This is a genomic window from Bacteroides sp. AF29-11, from assembly GCF_003602895.1.
GTDB classification, from domain to species: Bacteria; Bacteroidota; Bacteroidia; order Bacteroidales; family Bacteroidaceae; genus Bacteroides; species Bacteroides uniformis.
The window spans coordinates 121,857-143,168 of record NZ_QTLY01000007.1 but is presented as its reverse complement, the minus strand read 5'-3'; the positions used below and the strand labels follow the sequence as shown (position 1 = coordinate 143,168).

Sequence of the window (21,312 nt, the reverse complement as noted above, 5' to 3'; positions counted from 1 at the left end):
GTGAGTGATGAGTTATAAGTTATCAATTGTCAAGAACAAGATGATGAAAAGGATAATAAACATACTGATTCTACTGTGCTGTATCGCATCCCTCTCTTCTTGTGGAAACTCCACAGAAGAGCGCAGCCGTGTACTGAAGATATACAACTGGGCGGACTACATCGATGAAGATGTGCTTGCCGAATTTCCCGACTGGTACAAGCAGCAGACGGGCGAAGACCTCCGTATCATCTACCAGGTGTTCGATATCAACGAAATCATGCTCACCAAAATTGAGCGCGGGCACGAGGACTTCGACGTCGTATGCCCCTCGGAGTACATCATCGAACGCATGCTTCGCAAAGACCTCCTGCTACCCATCGACCGCAACTTCGGCCACACGCCGGACTACATCCCCAACGTGTCGCCCTACATTCGCCACGAGCTGAACAAGACCTCGCAACCGGAACGCCAGACCGAGGACTATGCCGTGCCCTACATGTGGGGCACCGCTGGTATCCTCTTCAACAAAAAGTTTATTACCGCCGAAGAGGCCGGCACATGGGACATCCTCTGGGACTCCAAAAACCGCGGCAAAATACTGATGAAGGACAGCTACCGCGATGCCTACGGTACCGCCATCATCTACGCCCACGCCCGGGAGCTGGCCGACAGCACCGTCACCGTAGAGCAACTGATGAACGACAACTCCCCGCAGGCCATCGCCCTGGCCGAGCAACGCCTCAAGGAGATGAAACCCAACATCGCCGGCTGGGAAGCCGACTTCGGCAAGGAAATGATGACCAAGAACAAGGCGTGGATTAACTTCACCTGGAGCGGCGATGCCGTCTGGGCCATCGAGGAGGCCGATGCCGTGGGTGTGGAACTGGACTACACCGTCCCCCGCGAAGGCAGCAACATCTGGTACGACGGCTGGGTAATCCCCCGCTACGCCCGCAACGTGAAGGCGGCAAGCTATTTCATCAACTACCTCTGCCAGCCTTCCGTGGCACTGCGCAACATGGATGCTATCGGCTACGTCAGCGCCGTAGCCACACCGGAAATCATGGAGGCCAAGACCGATACCACGCTCGACGTGCACTCCGACCTCAGCTACTTCTTCGGCCCCCTGCCCGGAGCCGACAGCCTGCAGATAGACCCGGTCCAGTACCCTGACCGCTGTGTAGTGGAACGTTGCGCCATGATACGCGACTTCGGCGACCGCACGGAACAGGTGCTCGAGATGTGGAGCCGCGTGAAAGGTGACAATCTCAACACAGGCATCGTGCTGCTCATCTTCGCCGTTTTCGGTCTGCTCTTCATCTGGTTGGTATATGCCAAGATACGAAAGTACAAGCAGAAACGCCGCCACCGTCTCCGCAGAAAGCGGAAAAGGGGATGAACAACACATTGTTTACCTAAAAACCCGTCAACGTGCAAGGAACAAAGAATCTGACACAAGGCCCCATCAACCGCCAGCTTTTCACGCTGGCAATGCCCATCATGGCCACCTCGTTCATCCAGATGGCCTACAGCCTGACGGACATGGCATGGGTAGGGCGTCTGGGCAGTGAGTCCGTGGCTGCAGTAGGTGCGGTAGGCATACTGACGTGGATGTCCGGCTCCATCGCCTTGCTCAATAAAGTGGGCGCCGAAGTCAGCGTAGGCCAGTCCATCGGTGCACGCAGCGAAGAGGATGCACGCAGCTTTGCTTCGCACAACATTACGATTGCCCTGCTCATCTCCGTCTGCTGGGGAGGTCTGCTCTTCCTTTTCGCCCGCCCCATTCTGAACATCTTCGAGCTGAAACAGCATATCACGGACGCCGCCGTGACTTATCTGCGCATCGTGTCGACGGGACTGCCGTTTGTCTTTCTCTCCGCTGCCTTCACGGGCATCTACAACGCGGCAGGACAAAGCAAGATTCCGTTCTACATCAGCGGAACGGGACTGATTATGAATATCCTCCTCGACCCTCTGTTCATCTTCGGCTTCGGTTGGGGAACAGTGGGCGCAGCACTTGCCACATGGCTTTCCGAAGCTACAGTATTCGGCATCTTCGTCTACAAGCTCCGGGGGAAAAGCGCCGTGCTCGGAGGTTTCTCCTTTATCGTTCCGTTGAAAAAGAAGTACACCCGGCGCATCTTCAAGCTCGGGCTGCCCGTGGCTACGCTGAACACGCTATTTGCCTTCGTCAACATGTTCCTCTCGCGCACCGCCTCGGAGCAGGGAGGACACATCGGACTGATGGCATTCACCACCGGTGGACAAATCGAGGCCATTACCTGGAATACTTCGCAAGGATTCTCCACGGGGCTGAGTACGTTCATCGCCCAGAACTATGCCGCGGGGCAGAAGTCGCGCGTGAAGCAAGCATGGCGCACCACCATGTGGATGACGGGCGTATTCGGAAGCCTCTGCTCACTACTGTTCATCTTCTTCGGCAGCGAGGTGTTCTCTATCTTCGTACCCGAGGCCGAAGCCTACCGTGTGGGCGGAGATTTCCTCCGCATCGACGGCTATTCGCAAATGTTCATGATGATGGAAATTACCATGCAGGGCGTGTTCTACGGACTGGGACGGACAGTGCCGCCTGCCATTGTCAGCATCGGATGCAATTACATGCGTATTCCGGTGGCGTTACTGCTGGTGCACATGGGTATGGGAGTGGATGCCATCTGGTGGGCAGTAAGTGGAACGACCATTGCCAAAGGTCTTATACTGACAGCCTGGTTCGTCCTCATCAAAAGGAAAATTCTCTAAAAAAGGACAGAACTGGCGAACTTTAGAAAGAAGAATATGGTTATTATATACATAAATTTGCAACATTAAAGATAAAGTCAACTTTTAAAGAAAAAGAGTTATGAAGAAGATGAAATTTACAGTATTGCTTTTGTGCGGCGCATTGCTGCTGGGCAGTTGCGGCACAATGAACAACAAGGCCAAAGGTGGAATAATCGGCGGTGGCTCCGGTGCAGCAGCAGGTGCCATTATCGGCGGACTGATAGGTAAAGGCAAGGGGGCAGCCATTGGAGCTGCGGTAGGTGCTGCAGTAGGTACGGGTGCCGGCGTTGCCATCGGACACAAGATGGACAAGAAGGCTGCCGAAGCTGCCAAGATTGAAGGCGCCCAAGTGGAGCAGGTGACGGATGCCAACGGCTTGCCGGCTGTCAAAGTATCCTTTGCGGCAGGTATTCTTTTCGGCTTCAACTCCGCAGCACTGAGCAACGAGGCAAAGGCTTCCCTGCGCGAACTCGCACAGATTCTGAAGGAAGACCCGACAACGGATATCGCCATCATCGGCCATACCGACAAAGTGGGTACTTACGAAGCCAACATGAAAGTTTCCAAGAACCGCGCCTATGCCGTAGAGAACTATTTGCAGGATTGCGGTGTATCTCCTGCCCAGTTCAAGAAAGTGGAAGGCGTGGGATACAACGAATACGACGAAAGTCTGTCTGCCGAACAGAACCGACGCGTAGAGGTATATATGTATGCCAGCGAACAGATGATTAAGAATGCGGAGGCGAATAATTAATATGCCAATGTGATCAATGTGCCAATTAGCACATTGGCACATTGATCACATTGGCATATTAGCACATTAATCACACTGGCACTCTCTCCATGAAACTCCCGAAGCCTTTGCGGTTCCTCCGCAACATCATATTATTCTTCTTTATTTCCACTATCCTGGCGGTAGTGGCTTATCGTTTTGTACCTGTCTACATCACGCCACTGATGGTTATTCGCAGCGTGCAGCAGGTCTTCAAAGGTGAAAATCCGCGCTGGCACCACACTTGGGTATCTTCCGACAAGATATCCCCTCACCTGCCTATGGCCGTCATTGCCTCGGAAGACAACCGGTTTGCCACACACAACGGATTCGATTTCATCGAGATACAAAAAGCGATAAAGGAGAATGAAACAAGAAAACGGAAACGGGGCGCAAGCACCATCAGCCAGCAGACGGCAAAGAATGTATTCCTATGGCCCCAGTCTTCCTGGGTACGCAAAGGACTGGAAGTCTACTTCACCGTACTGATAGAATTCTTCTGGTCCAAAGAACGTATCATGGAGGTCTATCTTAACTCCATCGAAATGGGGAAAGGCATCTATGGTGCACAAGCCGCCGCCCAATACAAATTCAAGACCACCGCCGCCAAGCTCTCTGCCGGACAGTGCGCACTAATAGCGGCAACATTGCCCAATCCCATACGCTTCGACTCAGCACACCCCTCCCCTTACATAAAGAAAAGGCAAGGACAGATTCTACGATTGATGAAACTGGTACCCAAATTCCAGCTAAATGAGATGCGAACAAAAGAATAAGAAGAGGATGTATCAAAACAGTTAATAGCACACAGATGACACATCCTCCTTTAATTTTTAATTCTTAATTTTTAATTAATACGCGTGTCCTCCCTCTTCCATCTCCTTCGCATCAATCTTGCGATTGTCGATGCTGCGCCAAGCGTAGAAGATGTAGGCAAGAACGAAAGGAACAAGGATAGAGACATAAGCCATAACCTTCAGTGTGAACTGGCTCGAGCAACTGTTTGCCAACGTGAGTGAGCTTTGCAGGTCGTGGGTAGAAGGATAATAGGCCGTATTGTTATAGCCTGCCACAAGCAGCAGTGCCAATACCGTAAGCACCGTCCCTGCACCGGCAAACCAGATACCCTTGTCGAATGCCGGCTTCCACAGCGTGCGGATAATGCCCCAGAGCACAGCCACCACACCAACCAGGAATACAAGCAGCACTACCGGCATCTGCAGGAAGTTCGTCAGATACTTGTAGGGCTCCATGAACACCTCTCCCGTTTCCGGGCGTACAGCATAGCCGTCGGCAAGCAGCGTGCGGATGACGAAGGCCAGGAAGAATACCAGGAACAACGCCGTATTTCCCCAGAGTGCCCGGCGGCAGCGTTTCACCAAATCATCCTCATTGATATTATTAATAAAATAAAGCGCTCCCAAGATACGTGCCAGAAAGAACACAGCCAGCCCCAGCACCACATTCCACGGATTAAGCAGCGCATCCAACCCATGCCAGCCGTTAGCCCATTGGCTGATAACCGGCATTGCCGCATCTGCGATATTCCCTTTATTGATATAGAAGTTAGACCCCGTGAAGAACGTAGCAACCGCCCCACCCAGCAATACCGGACCTACTACTCCGTTTATCACCAGGAATGTGCGATACGTTGTCTTGCCCAGCAGATTTCCCGCCTTGGACTGAAACTCGTAGCTGACAGCCTGCAACACAAAGCTGAACAGAATAATCATCCACAGCCAATAGGCTCCTCCGAAACTCGTACTATAGAACAACGGAAACGAAGCAAAGAACGCGCCTCCAAACGTGACGAGCGTTGTAAACGTGAACTCCCACTTCCGTCCCGTAGAATTAATCATCATCTTCTTCTGCTCCTCCGTCTTCCCCAGACAGAACAGAAGCGAATTACCTCCCTGCACGAACAGCAGGAATACCAGCAGTGCTCCCAGCAAGGAGACTACAAACCACCAATAGTGTTGAAGAAATATATAAGCATTCATTGTGAGTTATGAGTTATAAGTTATGAGTTATGTGACGGTGTGTGCGTTTCGGTTTCCGGACCTTTGCGAATGGCCTTCAGCATAATTCCCACCTCAGCAATCAGCATGACAGTGAAAAGTACCAGGAAGATAAAGAACGTGGTCTGCACGGAGCCTACATCCAGCTTAGAGATGGCGGCACTCGTGGGCAGCATATCTTGGATGGCCCACGGCTGGCGACCACACTCGGCAACCACCCATCCGGCTTGTCCAGCCAGATAGCCCAGCGGAATGGTGAGCATAGCCACCCAATGCATCCATGGCATCCGCGACAAGTCTTTCTTATAGGCCAGGAACAGCACCACAATAAAGAAGAGGATGAAGTATCCACCCAACATCACCATCACACGGAACATGTAGAACGTAAGGGACACATTGGGCACCAGCTCGTTCACGTCCTTGATATAACCGTAACCGAAATAGGCTACATTATCTTTCAACACTTTGGCAGCCACCTCTGCATCCGCCTCATTGCCCGCAGCCTTGGCTGCACGATAGGCGGCAAACGCACCGATGGCCGTTTTTCCTTTTTCTATTTTCTCTTCTGCCGAAAGCGCTACGGTACCGTCCCTCAACGGATATCCGCCTTTCAGCAGGTCATTGATGCCGGGAACAAAAGCATCCATCTTGCGCTCGGCAAGCAGCGACAGCATCTTAGGGATTTCCACACGGAAAAGGAATGGGTCTACTCCGTCCTGCGGTGTCTGCTTGGCAGGATTCAGCAGCCCGAACGCTACCAATCCGGCACCTTGCCGCCCTTCATAATAGCCTTCCATAGCAGCCAGCTTCATCGGCTGCTTTTGCGCCACCTGATAGCCCGAGCCATCACCCGTCCAGGCAGAGAGCACAGCGGCACACAGACCTACCCATGCGGCAATCTTTACACTTGCCAGCGCAAATTTCTTCTCGCGCTTCTTCCACAGATACCAGCAGCTTACGCCTACTACAAACACGGCAGCCAGCACCCAGCCGGACAGCACGCTATGGAAGAACTTATTGACAGCCATCGGCGAAGTTGCCACAGCCCAGAAGTCCACCATCTCGTTGCGTGCCGTATCGGGATTGAACTCCATACCTACGGGATTCTGCATCCACGCATTGGCAACCAGAATCCACCAGGCGGAAATCGTGGCGCCCAGCCCCGTGAGCCAGGTAGATGCCAGGTGGAAACGCTTGCTCACCTTATCCCAGCCGAAGAACATGACGGCGATAAACGTTGCTTCCATAAAGAAAGCCAAAATACCCTCGATGGCAAGCGGCGCACCGAAGATGTCGCCCACAAACCAACTGTAATTACTCCAATTCGTACCGAATTCAAATTCCAGAATAATACCGGTTGCTACACCAATAGCAAAGTTGATACCGAAAATCTTCATCCAGAATTTGGCAGTACGTTTCCAAAATTCGTCACCCGTACGGTAGTACGCTGTCTCCATGATGCCCATAATTACCGCCAGTCCAAGTGTCAGCGGCACAAAAATCCAGTGATAGATGGCGGTCAAGGCAAATTGGGCTCTCGACCAGTCAATCAGGGAAGTGTCAATGTGTCCAAGCATAAGAATCAAGTTATGAGTTATAAGTTATGAGTTATTAAGTTTTTAAGTTATCGGGTAAGAACAGAGAGACACGGAGAATTTATAAGGGCAAGGAAATAAACTCTGTGTCTCCGTGTTTAGTCGCCCAGACTCCGATGGATAAGCTCATTACTGACATAGCCTTCCTTGTCATCGCCCACCACGGGGGTATTCAGAAACCGTGGGAAGAAGAAAAGGCGGAGAATGAAGAACATGATGAATAACTTCACAAGAATGATAAGCCACAAAGTACGCCCTAACGTCATACTTCGAAAACCTTCCAAATAAAAACGCCAAATGTTTACCGCAGTCTGTTTCATGCCGATAAAATTATAATGATTACAAATATAAAATACTTTTATATAAAGAACAAATAAAAAGGTGAAAAGTTGAACAGAAAAAAGACTTCTCCCATTCATCGGTACAAAAAAGATTTTAGGCGAGGAAAATTCACTCTACGTCTATCACTTTTGCAATCCTTTCTCCACCCTACTACATTTGCAAATGTAAAACCATAGAATAACGAAGATATGACGAACGTAAAAAGATTGACAGTGATAGCGCTATGTATGGCAAGCTGCATGGGAGTGGCCGCCCAAAACGGCACTTCCACGCAGATACCCGGCAGTTCCGAGCAGCCAGCCGACAGCCTGCCCGCCCAATGGGACTTGCAAGCGTGCATCGACTATGCCTTGCAGCAAAACATCACCATCCGCAAGAACCGCCTCAGTGCGGAAAGTGCCCAGGTAGATGTAAAGACCGCCCGAGCCGCTCTCTTCCCCAGCCTTTCGGCCAGTGTGAGCCAGCGTGTCGTGAATCGCCCGAAGAGCGAGACAAACACCATCATCGACGGCGACAACATCACCAGCAGCCAGAGCAAGACTTCCTATAACGGCAGCTACGGCATCGATGCCAACTGGACCCTCTACAACGGCGGGAAACGCCTCAACACCATCAAACAACAGCAACTGAACAACCGCATTGCCGAACTTAGCGTAGCACAGAGCGAGAACAGCATCGAAGAAAGTATCGCACAAACCTACGTACAGATACTCTACGCCGCCGAAGCCGTGAAAGTGAACGAATCGACCCTGGAAGTGAGCCAGGCCGAATGCGAACGCGCCCGCCAACTTCTCGAAGCAGGAAGCATAGCCAAAAGCGACCTGGCACAACTGGAAGCGCAAGTGAGTACCGACAAGTACCAGCTGGTGACAGCACAAGCCACCCTGCAAGACTACAAACTACAACTGAAACAACTCCTGGAACTGGACGGCGAATCCGAGATGAACCTCTACATCCCCACACTCGGCACGGAAAACGTACTGGCACCCCTGCCCACCAAAACGGACGTTTACCGTTCTGCCCTCGTGCTCCGTCCGGAAATAGAAGCCGGCAAACTGAATATACAGACATCCGACCTCGACATCAAAATTGCCCGCGCTGGCTATCTGCCTACGCTGAGCCTCAGCGCCGGCATCGGAACCAGCCATGCCAACGGCAATGACTTCACCTTCAGCGAGCAAGTCAAACAGAACTGGAACAACTCGCTGGGCTTCACCGTAAGCGTGCCTATCTTCAGCAACCGGCAGACCAAGAGTGCCGTAGAGAAAGCCAAGATTCAGAAGCAGACCAGCGAACTGGACCTGCTGGACGACCAAAAAACGCTGTACAAGACCATCGAAACCCTCTGGCTCGATGCCAACAGCGCCCAGCAGCGCTACGCCGCCGCCACAGAGAAACTGAAAAGTACGCAGACCAGCTATGAACTGATTCAAGAGCAGTTCAACCTGGGCATGAAGAATACCGTAGAACTGCTGACTGAGAAAAGCAATCTGCTCAGCGCACAGCAGGAGACACTGCAAGCCAAATACATGGCCATACTGAATATGCAGCTACTGAAGTTTTATCAAGGAGAAAAAATCGAATTATAATACCTTATATATATGAACAAAAAAAGAATCATCCTCATTGCCGTAGCTGCCGTAATCATAGTGGGCGGCGGCGTATGGCTCTTCGGTGGTGCCAAGGCCAAGCACAAGGTGACCTACGCCACAGCAACCATCCATAAAGGCGAGATTTCCGAATCCGTAACCGCCACGGGGACCATCGAACCGGTGACGGAAGTGGAAGTGGGTACCCAGGTGAGCGGTATCATCGACAAGATTCATGTAGACTACAATTCCGTAGTAACCAAAGGCCAACTCATTGCCGAGATGGATCGCGTGACACTGCAAAGCGAACTCGCTTCGCAACGCGCCGCCTACAACGGTGCAAAGGCCGAATACGAGTACCAGAAAAAACTCTACGAGCGCAACAAGACGCTGAACGAAAAGCAGCTCATCGCCGCCACGGACTATGAGCAGTCCGTCTATAACTACGAGAAGGCCAAGAGCAACTACGAAAGCAGCCAGGCATCACTGGCAAAGGCTGAACGCAACCTCTCCTACGCCACCATCACCTCTCCCATCGACGGTGTAGTCATCAGCCGCGACGTGGAAGCAGGACAGACCGTGGCTTCCGGCTTCGAGACACCGACACTGTTCACCATCGCTGCCGACCTGACGCAGATGCAGGTTGTGGCCGACGTGGACGAAGCGGACATAGGCGGTGTGGAAGAGGGACAGCGCGCCACGTTTACCGTAGACGCCTACCCGAATGACGTGTTCGAAGGAGTGGTCACACAAATTCGTCTGGGAGATGCCAGCTCAAGCAGCACGTCGAGCACCAGCACCAGCACGGTTGTGACCTACGAAGTAGTCATCTCCGCCCACAACCCGGACCTGAAACTGAAACCACGCCTGACAGCCAACGTCACCATCTTCACCCTCGACCGCAAAGACGTACTGTGCGCTCCTGCCCGTGCCCTGCGCTTCAACCCCGAAAAACCGCTTATCGGCGACAATGATATCGTGAAGGATTGCGAAGGGGAACATAAACTCTGGACCCGCGAAGGCAACACCTTTACCGCCCATCCGGTGAAGATAGGTATCTCCAACGGAGTCAACACGGAAATCATCAGCGGCATTAACGAAGGTACCGTAGTGGTAACCGAAGCCACCATCGGCAGCATGCCCGGTAGCGGCGCTCCGGCCATGAGCCAGGAAGCTCCCGGCGGCGAGAAGAGTCCGTTCATGCCTGGCCCTCCGGGAAGTAAGAAGAAGAGCGGAAAATAATACAAAAAAAGAATTATGAATAAAGCAGTCATTGAACTTCAAAATATCAAACGCAACTTCCAGGTGGGGGACGAAACCGTGCATGCCCTGCGCGGCGTCTCGTTCACCATCCGTGAAGGCGAGTTTGTCACCATCATGGGTACATCGGGCTCCGGAAAGTCGACTTTGCTGAATACCCTCGGCTGCCTGGACACGCCCACCAGCGGCGAATACCTGCTGGACGGTATCTCCGTACGCACCATGAGCAAGCCTCAACGCGCCGTACTACGCAACCGTAAAATCGGCTTCGTATTCCAGAGTTACAACCTGCTGCCCAAAACCACTGCCGTGGAAAATGTGGAGCTACCGCTGATGTATAACTCCTCCGTCTCGGCTTCCGAAAGGCGGAGACGTGCCATCGAAGCCCTGCAAGCCGTGGGGCTGGGCGACCGACTGGAACATAAATCCAATCAAATGTCCGGTGGCCAGATGCAACGCGTAGCCATCGCCCGTGCCTTGGTGAACAATCCCGCCGTTATCCTGGCAGACGAAGCTACGGGTAACCTGGACACCCGTACTTCTTTCGAGATTCTGGTACTGTTCCAAAAGCTGCATGCCGAAGGACGCACCATCATCTTCGTCACCCACAACCCCGAAATAGCCCAGTACAGCAGCCGCAACATCGTGCTGCGCGACGGACAAATCAAGGACGATACCATCAACACCCAAATCCAGAATGCAGCCGAAGCCCTGGCAGCATTGCCTAAGCAGGAGGAGGAATGAGGGATAAGGGATTAAGGATTAGGGATTAATTTTAAACTTTCCATTAAAACGATATGAACGGAACAAACCTTTTCAAAATAGCCTTGCGAGCCTTGAACAACAACAAGCTGCGCGCATTCCTCACCATGCTGGGCATCATCATCGGCGTGGCGTCCGTCATCACGATGCTTGCCATCGGACAAGGTTCGAAGAAAAGCATCCAGGCGCAAATCTCCGAGATGGGCTCCAACATGATTATGATTCACCCCGGTGCCGACATGCGCGGCGGTGTCCGCCAAGACCCCAGCGCCATGCAGACCTTGAAGCTGACCGACTACGAAGCCCTGCGCAACGAAACCAACTTTCTGGCTGCCGTCAGCCCCAATGTCTCCTCCAGCGGGCAGCTCATCGCGGGCAACAACAACTACCCCTCCTCCGTGAGCGGCGTGGGCACGGATTATCTCGAAATCCGGCAGCTCAGCGTGGAGAACGGCGAGATGTTTACCGAAGCCGACATACAGACCTCTGCCAAGGTGTGCGTCATCGGAAAAACCATCCAAGACAACCTCTTCCCCGGCGGAGAGGACCCCGTGGGACGTATCATCCGTTTCAACCAAGTGCCCTTCCGCGTGGTGGGCGTGCTGAAGTCCAAAGGCTACAACTCCATGGGCATGGACCAGGACGACGTAGTGCTTGCCCCTTACAGCACCGTGATGAAACGCCTGCTGGCACAGACCTACCTTAGCGGCATCTTCGCCTCCGCCCTTACCGAGGACATGACGGACAATGCCACCGACGAAATCACCGAGATACTGCGCCGCAACCACAAGCTGAAGGAGAGTGACGACGACGACTTCACCATTCGCAGCCAGCAGGAACTCAGCACCATGCTGAACTCCACCACCGACCTGATGACCACGCTGCTTGCCTGCATAGCCGGCATTTCGCTCGTAGTGGGCGGCATCGGCATTATGAACATCATGTACGTATCGGTGACGGAACGCACGCGCGAAATCGGCCTGCGCATGAGTGTAGGCGCCCGCGGTGTCGACATCTTGAGCCAGTTCCTCATCGAAGCCATCCTCATCAGCATCACCGGAGGCATCATCGGTGTCATCATCGGATGCGGAGCCAGCTGGATAGTGAAGAGCGTTGCCCACTGGCCCATCTTCATCCAGCCGTGGAGTGTATTCCTCTCCTTCGCCGTATGTACCGTCACCGGAGTGTTCTTCGGTTGGTATCCCGCCAAGAAAGCTGCGGACCTCGACCCGATAGAGGCCATACGCTACGAATAACCTTTCCTCCCTTGCCGGAAGTTAACCAAATAGTTCTTAAGTATTAGGAAAAAAGTTTCCGGCAATAGGGAAAAAAGTTATGTGAAACCAAGGATAATCTCTATCCCAAGCCTTGGGATAGACATCCGCAAGCTTGGGATACATATCCGCAACCTGGAAACGCTTATCCGCAACCTGCGAACAGAGATTTGCTTCGCAGGCAGCGGATATTTCCAATATCCACCTAAAATCCGTATCTTTGTATCATGATGAAACAACAGCTCCCTAACCCACGCCACCGCGGCATCGAAACCCTGATACACATCATTGTCTGGGGTATCGTCATCGGTTTCCCCTTTCTGATGATGACACGCAGCGGCTTCAATATCAGCCTCGCGGACTATCTGCGCCACGGTAGCAGCAGTACCCTCTCATTCTTCCTTGTATTCTACATCAACTACTGCCTCCTCATTCCCCGCTACTTGTTCGAGGGACGCATCCGGCAGTATCTCCTGCTGAACACACTGCTCATCATCTGCATTACCACCGGCGCCCACCTTTGGCAAGAATACACATTCCAAAACCATATGCGCGGCGATGATGACGGTCAGCACATGGGGCCTCCCAAATGGATATTCATCTTGCGCGATGTCTCGACCATGATTCTCACCGCCGGCCTCAGCGCTGCCATCAAGCTGAGCCGCCGCTGGGCGCAGATGGACGCCGCCCGCCGCGAAGCCGAGAAAAGCCGCACGGAAGCCGAGTTGAAGAACCTGCGCAACCAGCTCAACCCGCACTTCCTGCTCAATACGCTGAATAACATCTACGCCCTCATCGCCTTCGATGCCGACAAGGCACAGACTGCCGTGCAGGAACTGAGCCGACTGCTGCGCCATGTGCTGTATGACAATCAGCAGAACTTCGTCACCCTGGACAAGGAGATGGACTTCATCCGCAACTACATCGAACTGATGCGCATCCGTCTCTCCGCCAACGTCCGTGTGGAAACAAAGATAGACGTCCGACCGGACAGCCGTACTGAAATAGCTCCGCTCATCTTTATTTCCCTCATAGAGAATGCCTTCAAGCATGGCATCTCCCCCACCGAACCCAGCTTTATCCGTATCCACTTCAGTGAAAGCCCCGGAGAGATACATTGCGAAATAACCAACAGCTATCATCCCAAAAGCGTGGCAGACAAGAGTGGAAGCGGCATCGGGTTGGAACAAGTGCGCAAGCGTCTGGAGCTGACCTATCCCGGTCATTACGACTGGCAGCAAGGAGTGAGTGAGGACATGAAAGAGTATAAATCTATTTTAATTATAAAGATATGAATCTGAAGTGCGCCATTGTAGACGACGAGCCCCTCGCCCTGGGGTTGCTGGAAAGCTACGTCAACAAGACCCCGTTTCTAGAGTTGGTCGGTAAATACTCCAGTGCCGTACAAGCCATCAAGGAGTTGCCCGAGAAGCACATCGACCTGCTTTTCCTCGACATCCAGATGCCCGAACTGAACGGACTGGAATTTTCGAAGATGGTCGATTCCGGCACCCGCATTGTCTTTACCACCGCCTTCGACCAGTATGCCATAGACGGCTACAAAGTCAATGCGCTGGACTACCTGCTGAAACCCATCTCCTACGTCGACTTTCTGCAGGCTGCCAACAAGGCTGTGCAATGGTTTGAATTGCTGCAACAGCCCAAGGAAGAGATTCAGAGCATCTTCGTAAAGAGCGAGTATAAGCTGGTGCAAATCGAATTGAGTAAAATTCTGTACATAGAGGGGCTGAAAGACTATCTCAAAATCTACGAGGAGGATTCTCCCAAGCCTATCTTGTCTCTCATGAGCATGAAGGCAATGGAGGAACTTCTGCCTGCCTCGCGTTTCATGCGCGTCCACCGTTCCTACATTGTTCAGAAGAATAAAATACGTATTATAGACCGTGGCCGCATCGTGTTCGGAAAGAATTACATCCCGATAAGTGACAGCTATAAACAAGCTTTTCAAGAATTTTTAGACCAAAGAAGCTAAAAAAATCGACTAATCCGTCGATAAAATCGGAAAAAACGTCGATTTATTATAGAATCCTTTTGCATATTAAAATATGTTTTTTTATCTTTGCACCGAACAGATAGGAGTTGTGAAACTCCCCCAATAGAATAGTTTAGTTAAGTCTAGTTTAGTTTTTGTGTGAAGCACTTCCTCCGTAAGCGAACGTTGGAAGTGCTTTTTACATATCAACACTATTTAATCCACAAGCAGAAAAATTATCAAAGCAAATTTAAAAAACTATATATAACTACATATCAAACACCAACATAACATTCATTTTCTTATCTTTAATACAGAAACAAGTGGGCACGCATGTTTTATGATTTTACTAATCACATCTGTATAATGTTAGTTTCGCGACAACCATTATACGGTAATAATCTTGTAAATTATGGAAATCAAGAAAACATCCAAAGCAAGCCTGGAAAACAAGAAGTCAAGTTGGCTACTTGTAGGTTATGTAATTGTGCTGGTCTTCATGTTCGTTGCATTTGAATGGTCGAAGCGTGATGTTAGGATTGACATGAGCGGTGCTATTACCGAGAACGTATTTGAGCAGGAAATTGAAATTCCTATCACGGAGCAACCCGAATTAGTAGCTCCACCACCCCCTCAAGCTCCTGCAATTGCCGAGGTATTGACAATTGTGGATGATAATGACAATGTGAAAGAAACAGCCATTGCCTCTTCCGAAGAAATCGGTGAAGCTGTAATCATCAAACCCATATCTCCAACCGTAGATGAAGAGATTCCGGTAGAGGATGAGATTTTTGAAGTTGTAGAGAAGAATCCCGAGTTTTCTTATAATGGCATGAGTCTGATGCAATATCTGGGTAAGAGTATAAAATACCCGACTATTGCACAAGAGACCGGAACCCAGGGGCGCGTAATAGTACAATTCGTTGTCAACAAAGACGGCAGCATCGTAGATGTAAAAGTAGTAAGAGGCGTAGATCCCTATCTGGACAAAGAAGCTATCCGTGTGATTTCCACCATGCCCAAATGGAAACCCGGTGAGCAACGAGGCAAACCGGTCCGTTGTAAATTCACAGTTCCCGTAATGTTTAAATTACAATAGCAGACATGCCAGTGTCCACTTTCCACTTGTCTTCATAAGGTAATCTCCAATATCCGAGGGTGTGTCGAAACTGGTATTCACCACAGATTACACAGATTTGCACAGATAAGCATCTTTGATTATCAGTAGATTAAGCTCATTCTGTGTTAATCCGTGTAATCTGTGGTGAATTTTGACACACCCCCATTTTTTTAAGTATCAACACAGCCATTTCCTTCTTCCATATTTTTCTTTCCGCAGAAAAACAAAAACATTCAGCCCTCTCAGACTGTTACATAGAAAAACAATATATCACTCCTGATAAAACCACACGATAATGAAATCACAACTCTTTGACATCAGAAGAGAATATAAGAAAGGCAGGCTGACACCGGGTAACCTCAACGACAATCCCTTTGAGCAATTCGACCATTGGCTGAACGATGCTATCCATAGTGATGAGTACGAGCCCACCGCCATGACGGTAGCTACAGTCTCGACAGACGGGCATCCTTCTACACGCACAGTGTTGCTGAAAGGGGTGGAAAATGGCCGTTTCATCTTCTTCACCAACTACGAAAGCAGAAAAGGCCGGCAACTGACTGCAAATCCGTATATATCCTTATCTTTCGTATGGCACAAACTGGAAAGGCAAATACACATTGAAGGAAAAGCTGAAAGATGCGCTCCTGCCGATTCTGACGCCTATTTTGCAAGCAGGCCTTACAAAAGTAAAATCGGGGCGAGGATTTCACCCCAAAGTCACGTCATCGGCAGCCGTATGGAGATAATGCGCGCGTTCGTCCGCGAAGCGGCAACATGGATAGGGCAAAGTATCAAACGTCCCGACAACTGGGGAGGTTTTGCCGTCACCCCTTTCCGTGTTGAATTCTGGCAAGGACGGGAAAGCAGGCTACACGACCGTTTCCTCTATTCCCAACAAGCGGATGGCAGCTGGAAAAAGGAGAGGCTGGCTCCCTAAATACGGACAGGGAAACACTTCTCATCACAAATAAATCTTAAAAGGAGGAACAAAGCCACAGAAACGCTGTTTGAAGGGGAAACTCTAAAAACAACAGTTATGAATTACGGTATCAGTATTCTTTTCAGGGCTATACCCTTGTTGATGGCCCTTTTCTGTTTCGGCTACGGAGCCTTTGTGCTCCACGAAGGACTGGATTCGGCAAAATTTGTGGCCGGTCCGGTAGTATTTTCCTTAGGGATGATTTGCATTGCCTTGTTCGCCACAGCGGCAACAATCATTAGACAAATTATTCATACCTACAATCCGATAGCCAGATACGCACTTCCGGTTATTGGTTACCTGGCAGCCGTACTCACAGTAATCTATGGTTGGAATTATATGCACGAAGCTGCCACGGCAAGCAATTTCGTGGCAGGACACGTGATTTGCGGAGTCGGTTTCATCACAGCTTGTGTAGCTACCACAGCCACAGCCTCCACCCGCTTCACCCTCATTCCCGCCAACTCGGAACGTACCGACCAGCTACAACCTGCCGATGCATTCAATTCCTCCCAGGGATATATCCTGATAGCAGTTGCCACCCTTATGGCAGTAATGGCATGGATATGGGCCTTCTGGCTATTGTCAAAAAGCAGCGAGCACAATGCATATTATGTAGCAGGCCATGTCATGGCAGGACTTGCTTGTATCTGTTCCAGCTTGGTGGCGCTGGTTGCAACCATCGTCCGCCAGATACGCAACAACTATACAAAGGCTGAACGGAAACAATGGCCGGCCCTTGTTTTGATAATGGGCAGCATCAGCATTCTCTGGGGACTTCTGGTCTTGGCCAACAGCAATCCGGCACTCTCCTCCACAGGATATATTATGATAGGCCTGGGACTGGTATGCTACAGCATTTCCAGCAAAGTCATACTACTTGCCGCCATCTGGCGGAACACTTTCAAGCTGGCCAACCGCATCCCGCTGATTCCGGTCTTCACGGCCCTGGCTTGTCTGTTTCTCTCCGCCTTTCTGTTTGAGATGGCAAGCCTGCACAATGCCTATTTTGTCCCTGCACGCGTACTGGCAGGTTTGGGAGGCATCTGCTTTACATTATTCTCCATCGTAAGCATTCTGGAGAGCGGTACATCTAAGTAGACATTTTCCCGCCATTGGCCTGAGCATCGAGGAACAATTCCACACGCTCGGCATGGTGGGCCACATAAGCTGCCGGACCGGTATCCCCGGAATCAAGAATATCGCGGACCACATCCGCCTTATTCTTGCCGGTAATAAAGAAAATAAGATTCTTCGCAGCAAACAAAAGGCAGCCGGTCATGGCTATGCGTTTCTGCCCATTATAGGGATTGACACTCACCTCATAAGGATGAAAGGAAGAAAGCAGATATTCCTGCCCCGGAAAGATAGAGGAGGTATGCCCGTCGTCTCCAGCACCGAGCAAAACGACATCGAAGGCCGGGAAGCCACCCCAAAGCGGAACCGTGCGGCAAACCAGCGTCGAATAGTTCTTTGCTTCAATCTCCGGGCGGTTCACTCCATAAATAGGATAAACGTATTCATCGGGCATGCCTACTTCATCCAACAGCAAACGGCGCATGGTACCATAATTGCTCTCATAATCCTCTGCCGGCACACACCGTTCATCCACCCAATAAATCCGCATCCGCATCCAAGGAGTCACCTCCTTGTACTCGTTGGCCCAAATGTCAAACATCAGCGAAGGAGTACTTCCCCCACTGAATGCAAAATAAAAGGTCTTTTCCGGCTCACGCTCCATCATCGCAATCAAATGTTCAATCAACGCATGTGCCGTAGCTGTAGCCGAATGGTAAACATAACTTTTCATAACTCGCAATATTCATCTGTATTAGTCAAATTCTTACACGGATTGGTCCACTCAGCACCATGTTCGTGCATCATCGCTTCACTTTCCAAAGGTCCCCACGTACCTACGGGATACCCATATAAAGGAGCATCCGTATGCTCTTTCCAATAGCGCAACACGGGATCGAAAAAGCGCCATGAAGCCTCTACCGCGTCGCTGCGGGTAAAGAGTGTAGGGTCACCTTGTATGCAGTCCTCTATCAGACGGGCATAGGCATCGCCGGTAGGCAACCCGCCCAACTGGTCATAACTGAAGTCCATCATCACCTGCTTCACGTCAAATCCCGGTCCGGGAGTCTTCATGCCGAATTTCAGCACAATGCCTTCATTGGGTTGCAGACGGAGAATCAGCTTATTCGCGCGGGGACAATGTCCACCCTCGCAACGAAACATCTGATGGGGCGTCTCACGGAAATGTACAACAATCTCAGTCACCTTTGTCGGCATTTGTTTGCCGGTACGGATATAGAAAGGAACACCCTTCCACCGCCAGTTGTTAATACCGATTTTCATGGCAATATACGTTTCGGTACGCGAATCAGGTGCCACGTTCTTCTCTTCCCTATACCCGGCTTTCGAGCCCGAAGCCGTATATTGTCCGCGGACAATGTGTTCCTCCAAATCCTCCTCTGTCAAGGGGGCCAATGACTCATAGACCTTCACCACCTCGTTGCGGAAATTATCGGCATTGAAAACGGCAGGCGGTTCCAATGCTGTGAGCGCCACAAGCTGTATGAGGTGGTTTTGTACCATATCGCGCAGGGCTCCGGCACCTTCATAGAATCCGCCACGTCCTTCGATACCCAGATTCTCTACGGCTGTAATCTCCACATAGTCTATATAATTACGGTTCCATAGCGGTTCGAAGATTCCGTTGGCAAAACGGAAGGCGAGAATGTTCTGCGCCGTTTCCTTACCCAAAAAATGGTCGATGCGGTAAATCTGATGCTCCTTGAAAACGGAAGCATAAATGCTATTCAGCTTTCTGGCTGACTCCAAATCGTAACCGAACGGCTTTTCAACGATGATACGCGTATCAGGACGGTTCAGACCGGCCGCCTTCAAGTGCAAGGGAATGACACCGTACAAGGAAGGTGGAGTAGCCAGATAGAACAGCAGGTTGTCCGGTTTCTGCTCACCGGTAAACTCTTGTAAACGTCCGTCCAGCAGATGATAGCCTTCAACCTCGGCGGGATCCAATGTCTGGTAATGCAGATGGCTGCAAAAATCCCTCATTTTATCTTCCACCTGCTCTTTGGAAGCTACGAACTTACTCAATTCACTCATTATATATTCTTGGTAACGGGCATCCGTATACTCGGTGCGTCCTATCCCCAGAATGGAGAATCCTTCCGGCAACCGCCCGCCACTATATAAAGTATAGAGCGCCGGCATCAGTTTGCGCTTCGTCAAGTCACCCGAAGCGCCGAATATAACAATCACTAATTTATTCATCATCTTCTCCCCCTTTCTCACACATTGTACGTACCCGATTTCGTATCTCCTCCGTGTCCCGTCCAATTTTCATGGAAAAACTGTCCACGCAACTCGTCTGTCCTTTCAAAGGTATGCGCACCAAAATAGTCACGTTGCGCCTGAATCATATTGGCAGGCAACTTGGCAGACACCAGCGAATAGAAATAATTCAAGGCGGACGAGAATGCAGGCACCGGAAGTTCCTCTTTCATGGATTGTGCCACCAGATGTTTCCAGCCGGAAAGCAACAGCTGCATTTCATTTTTGAAATAAGGAGCCAACAGCAGATGTTTGGGCTTGTCTTTTGCCTCGAAAGCCGTAGCTATGTCGTTCAGGAAAATACTACGGATGATGCAGCCGCCCCGCCACATGCGTGCGATGGATGCCAAATCGAGGTTCCAGGCAAAAGCGTCGGATGCACGCTGCAACACGGCGAATCCCTGAGCATATGACACTAATTTGGAAGCATAGAGTGCGGAATAGATATCCTTCACCATCTCCGACTTGTTGTACACCGCCTGCGAGCGTCGGCATACAAATTGCTTGGAAGCCGTTTCACGCAAGCCCTTCTGTGCCGACAAACTACGTTCGAACACAGCCGTAGCAATCAGCCCCAACGGCATGCCCAGCTCCATCGCATTGATAACGGACCACTTGCCCGTACCTTTCTGTCCGGCGGTATCCAATATCTTATCTATCAGGTAACCTCCTGATTTGTCCTTATGACGCAGTATGTTGGCGGTAATTTCAATGAGATAGCTACGCAACTTACCCTCATTCCAATCAGCAAAGATTTCCGCCATCTGTCCATTGTCCAGACCAAGCAGATTCTTCATCACCCAATAAGCTTCGGCAATAAGCTGCATATCTCCATATTCGATACCGTTATGTATCATCTTGACGAAATGACCGGAACCGGCAGGACCAATCCACTGGCAGCACGGGGTACCGTCAGATGCTTTTGCCGCAATACTCTGCAGGATAGGCTTCACCTCAGGCCAGGCACTTTCAGATCCTCCGGGCATGATAGACGCGCCGTTCAGCGCTCCTTCCTCTCCACCGGAAACTCCAGCTCCCACAAAACGGAAGCCTTTCTTTTCGGCCAATGCCACACGCCGGTTGGTGTCCTCATAATTGGAATTACCACCGTCAATCAGGATATCCCCTTCGGACAAATGGGGAAACAGCTGTTCCATCAGTTCATCCACCGCACTGCCGGCACGAACCATCATCATTATTTTGCGGGGTATGGCAATGGAAGTTACAAATTCGGCTATATCTGTATAGCCTTCAATTTTTTTCCCTTTGGCGCGGCCGTTCACAAAACGTTCCACCACCCCTTCTTCCACTCCCGGAACCGTACGATTATATACCGAAACATTCCATCCCTTATCTGCCATATTGAGGGCCAAATTCTCGCCCATAACTGCCAGACCGATAAGTCCAATGTCTGTTTTATTTAAATTCTTCATATTCATGTAAATTTTGTCTTTATATGGAAACAAAATGCTAACAGCA

20 protein-coding genes are annotated in these 21,312 nt (G+C 50.7%); 14 read left to right on the top strand and 6 right to left on the bottom strand.

Going from position 1 to position 21,312, the window contains the following annotated elements:
• Positions 1-43 precede the first annotated feature (43 nt).
• The 4 genes from DWZ03_RS13075 (at position 44) to mtgA (ending at position 4,311) form a co-directional block, all read left to right on the top strand.
• The gene (locus tag DWZ03_RS13075) at positions 44-1,381 is read left to right on the top strand and encodes an ABC transporter substrate-binding protein (protein ID WP_195326382.1); all 1,338 of its coding nucleotides are present in this window, start codon (positions 44-46) and stop codon (positions 1,379-1,381) included.
• A gap of 32 nt (positions 1,382-1,413) precedes the next feature.
• Complete coding sequence (locus tag DWZ03_RS13070; RefSeq protein WP_057088297.1) at positions 1,414-2,742, top strand: MATE family efflux transporter; 1,329 nt, start codon at positions 1,414-1,416, stop codon at positions 2,740-2,742.
• 100 nt (positions 2,743-2,842) lie between these two features.
• Positions 2,843-3,517, top strand: coding sequence for an OmpA family protein (locus DWZ03_RS13065; RefSeq protein WP_120130247.1), 675 nt, complete (start codon positions 2,843-2,845; stop codon positions 3,515-3,517).
• Positions 3,518-3,606: 89 nt separating this feature from the next.
• Positions 3,607-4,311 (top strand): monofunctional biosynthetic peptidoglycan transglycosylase, encoded by a 705-nt coding sequence (mtgA, locus tag DWZ03_RS13060; protein ID WP_120130246.1) that lies wholly within the window; start codon positions 3,607-3,609, stop codon positions 4,309-4,311.
• 75 nt (positions 4,312-4,386) lie between these two features.
• Here mtgA and DWZ03_RS13055 read toward each other — a convergent pair whose 3' ends face one another.
• The 3 genes from DWZ03_RS13055 to DWZ03_RS13045 form a co-directional block, all read right to left on the bottom strand.
• Positions 4,387-5,535, bottom strand: a complete 1,149-nt coding sequence (locus DWZ03_RS13055; protein WP_005828073.1) for a cytochrome d ubiquinol oxidase subunit II — start codon at positions 5,533-5,535, stop codon at positions 4,387-4,389.
• Positions 5,536-5,555: 20 nt separating this feature from the next.
• Positions 5,556-7,130, bottom strand: coding sequence for a cytochrome ubiquinol oxidase subunit I (locus DWZ03_RS13050; RefSeq protein ID WP_016273496.1), 1,575 nt, complete (start codon positions 7,128-7,130; stop codon positions 5,556-5,558).
• 116 nt (positions 7,131-7,246) lie between these two features.
• Positions 7,247-7,468, bottom strand: a complete 222-nt coding sequence (locus DWZ03_RS13045) for a DUF4492 domain-containing protein (protein WP_005836288.1) — start codon at positions 7,466-7,468, stop codon at positions 7,247-7,249.
• Positions 7,469-7,678: 210 nt separating this feature from the next.
• On the opposite strand from DWZ03_RS13045, the gene DWZ03_RS13040 reads away from it, so the two are divergent.
• From DWZ03_RS13040 to DWZ03_RS12995, 10 genes are all read left to right on the top strand, one after another.
• A complete protein-coding gene (locus DWZ03_RS13040; protein ID WP_057088295.1) occupies positions 7,679-9,079 on the top strand; it encodes a TolC family protein in 1,401 nt (466 codons plus the stop codon).
• Between the two features lie 12 nt (positions 9,080-9,091).
• Positions 9,092-10,321 (top strand): efflux RND transporter periplasmic adaptor subunit, encoded by a 1,230-nt coding sequence (locus DWZ03_RS13035; RefSeq protein ID WP_117866122.1) that lies wholly within the window; start codon positions 9,092-9,094, stop codon positions 10,319-10,321.
• A gap of 15 nt (positions 10,322-10,336) precedes the next feature.
• A complete protein-coding gene (locus DWZ03_RS13030) occupies positions 10,337-11,083 on the top strand; it encodes an ABC transporter ATP-binding protein (protein ID WP_005828066.1) in 747 nt (248 codons plus the stop codon).
• Between the two features lie 53 nt (positions 11,084-11,136).
• On the top strand, positions 11,137-12,357 hold the full coding sequence (locus DWZ03_RS13025) for an ABC transporter permease (RefSeq protein WP_005836280.1): 1,221 nt from the start codon (positions 11,137-11,139) through the stop codon (positions 12,355-12,357).
• Positions 12,358-12,438: 81 nt separating this feature from the next.
• Positions 12,439-12,606: a hypothetical protein gene (locus DWZ03_RS20025; RefSeq protein WP_153880970.1), complete on the top strand. Its 168-nt coding sequence runs from the start codon at positions 12,439-12,441 to the stop codon at positions 12,604-12,606.
• Positions 12,603-13,670: a sensor histidine kinase gene (locus DWZ03_RS13015; protein WP_016273492.1), complete on the top strand. Its 1,068-nt coding sequence runs from the start codon at positions 12,603-12,605 to the stop codon at positions 13,668-13,670. The genes DWZ03_RS20025 and DWZ03_RS13015 overlap by 4 nt, the downstream gene beginning before the upstream one ends.
• Entirely contained in the window at positions 13,667-14,368 is a 702-nt protein-coding gene (locus tag DWZ03_RS13010) for a LytR/AlgR family response regulator transcription factor (protein ID WP_005836276.1), read from the top strand. Before DWZ03_RS13015 ends, DWZ03_RS13010 begins: the two co-directional genes overlap by 4 nt.
• Before the next feature lie 412 nt (positions 14,369-14,780).
• Positions 14,781-15,467: an energy transducer TonB gene (locus DWZ03_RS13005; RefSeq protein ID WP_005828058.1), complete on the top strand. Its 687-nt coding sequence runs from the start codon at positions 14,781-14,783 to the stop codon at positions 15,465-15,467.
• A gap of 316 nt (positions 15,468-15,783) precedes the next feature.
• On the top strand, positions 15,784-16,428 hold the full coding sequence (gene pdxH / locus DWZ03_RS13000; RefSeq protein ID WP_120130245.1) for a pyridoxamine 5'-phosphate oxidase: 645 nt from the start codon (positions 15,784-15,786) through the stop codon (positions 16,426-16,428).
• A gap of 99 nt (positions 16,429-16,527) precedes the next feature.
• Positions 16,528-17,571, top strand: coding sequence for a DUF2776 family protein (locus DWZ03_RS12995; RefSeq protein WP_119979722.1), 1,044 nt, complete (start codon positions 16,528-16,530; stop codon positions 17,569-17,571).
• Here DWZ03_RS12995 and pgl read toward each other — a convergent pair.
• Genes pgl through gnd form a run of 3 tightly spaced genes read right to left on the bottom strand, consistent with a single transcriptional unit; the run spans position 17,564 to position 21,266 of the window.
• Complete coding sequence (pgl, locus tag DWZ03_RS12990) at positions 17,564-18,280, bottom strand: 6-phosphogluconolactonase (protein ID WP_005836269.1); 717 nt, start codon at positions 18,278-18,280, stop codon at positions 17,564-17,566. The genes DWZ03_RS12995 and pgl overlap by 8 nt on opposite strands.
• Positions 18,277-19,773 carry a glucose-6-phosphate dehydrogenase gene (zwf, locus tag DWZ03_RS12985; RefSeq protein ID WP_034525610.1) on the bottom strand — a complete coding sequence of 499 codons (1,497 nt, stop codon included), beginning with the start codon at positions 19,771-19,773 and terminating at the stop codon, positions 18,277-18,279. The genes pgl and zwf overlap by 4 nt, the downstream gene beginning before the upstream one ends.
• Positions 19,774-19,790: 17 nt before the next feature.
• Positions 19,791-21,266 carry a decarboxylating NADP(+)-dependent phosphogluconate dehydrogenase gene (gene gnd, locus DWZ03_RS12980; protein ID WP_034523384.1) on the bottom strand — a complete coding sequence of 492 codons (1,476 nt, stop codon included), beginning with the start codon at positions 21,264-21,266 and terminating at the stop codon, positions 19,791-19,793.
• Positions 21,267-21,312 lie beyond the last annotated feature (46 nt).